The organism is Treponema primitia ZAS-1 (assembly GCF_000297095.1).
Classification (GTDB): Bacteria; Spirochaetota; Spirochaetia; order Treponematales; family Breznakiellaceae; genus Termitinema; species Termitinema primitia_A.
The window spans coordinates 1-1,613 of the sequence record NZ_AEEA01000095.1; the positions used below are offsets into that span (position 1 = coordinate 1).

The 1,613-nt window shown below is 56.7% G+C and carries 2 protein-coding genes; both read right to left on the minus strand.

Features of this window, described 5'->3' with window-relative positions:
• Nucleotides 1-33: 33 nt before the first annotated feature.
• Nucleotides 34-174 carry a hypothetical protein gene (locus TPRIMZ1_RS20560; RefSeq protein ID WP_157784258.1) on the minus strand — a complete coding sequence of 47 codons (141 nt, stop codon included), beginning with the start codon at nucleotides 172-174 and terminating at the stop codon, nucleotides 34-36.
• Nucleotides 175-229: 55 nt separating this feature from the next.
• Nucleotides 230-1,613: formylglycine-generating enzyme family protein (locus TPRIMZ1_RS19860; RefSeq protein ID WP_010261186.1), on the minus strand; the 1,384-nt coding region annotated here is incomplete at its 5' end.

Here is a 1,613-nt window from a genome sequence, read left to right on the forward strand (position 1 = left end):
GCCCGTATTGCGTTTGTTCATGCCGGTCCTCCCTTACTTGCTTACCTTGAAGCCGATTTCTTTGGAATACGTGACCCCGCCCTGGACACCCCGGAAGGTGAACTGATGGTTCCGCACATCGTAAGCCCCAGCGTTCAGCGTAATGCTGTTGCCGCCGGACTCAACGCCGTCCACATACCACTTCTGAGCCCTAGGCTAAACTGGTGACAGTCACCATTTCTGCCTCCACTCAGGGGGACACAACACGGAAACCAATATCGTTGGGCGCACCGTTGGGGCCGTCGTTGTCCCGGGTCGCAACCGAGCAATCCGACGCATCGTCGTACCAGCTCCCGCCCCGTATAACCCGGATCGCGGACACCCACCCATTAGTTCCTTTAGGATTATCGGCTGTACCGGTACTAATTGAATCATACCGGTCCCAGCACCATTCATCTACATTCCCGCTCATGTCAAATAGCCCAAGAGGGCTATTTGCAGTCTTGCCCCCTACCGCATGGGTAGCGTTGCCGGAATTACCTTTATGCCATGCCACAACATCCAGATTATCACCCCCCGCATAGGGATATATAAAGGGTCCACTGTCGCCCGGTGTCCCGCCGCCCCGCGCCGCGTATTCCCATTCCGCCTCCGTTGGCAGCCGGTACCCGTTGGGAACAGCGCCAGGCCAGCCTTTCATCACCGCCGTGTCCGCATCGGCGACTGCACGCAGTATGGCGGTTCCGTCTGCCTTGTAGTACACCGCTTCCTTGCCCGTCATCTCGCTGTAGGCATTGCACCATACTATGGCGTCCCGCCAGCTAATGTACGTTACCGGCTCATACTTGTCCCCGGTAGGCGCCGCCCCGTCACTTCCGTTATGCCCTTCCCTGCCTGTACGGGCAAAGGTATATTTATCTGCGCCCCGTGCATCGGCAATAGCCCACTGGCGCACGTTATACCACAGTTCATAAGTCGTTTCAAACTTGGCTATCTTAAAGGCACTGAGTGTTACCGTACGTCCAGCTTTAAATACTTCACTATTATAGGCGGCGTTGCCGGTTATGGTTACTCCTGCTGCGTTTGCCATATCGCGCTTCTCAATTAGCCCAATATTAAAATAAACAAACACTGTTTTTGAAGCGGCGCTTATGGCATACCTGGCACTTGCCGCCGTTACCGTGACACTCCCCCCAGCGCTAATGCCGCTTACCCCTAGTTCATAAATCCCGGCTCCTGTCTTGTTCAGGTCGCCTTTGACCACCCCGGCGCTTATCATAATGTCATCTGCCGTTAGCCCGTCAATGTCCTTGTCAAAAGTCAGGGTCAGTACCGTAGTTGTCTCACTAATGGAACCATTGGCGGCAATACCGCTAAAGGCAGCCGATGCGGGCCCCACCGGGCCTTTGGCGTCCCGCACGTTCCCGTCATAGCCTTCGCGGCTCACTTCCACGGCAATATACTTTCCCACATCGGCTGCGGTCAGAGTATAGGCGCTGCCGCTCGCCCCCTCAATCACCGTACCCGCATCCTCCTCTGTAGTGCCCCGCTTCCAGACGTAGCTCAGGGCGCCGGTTCCCGGTTCCAGGTCAGGGGTCGCCGTCAGGGTTTTGCCATAAACCGCCTCCCCGCTC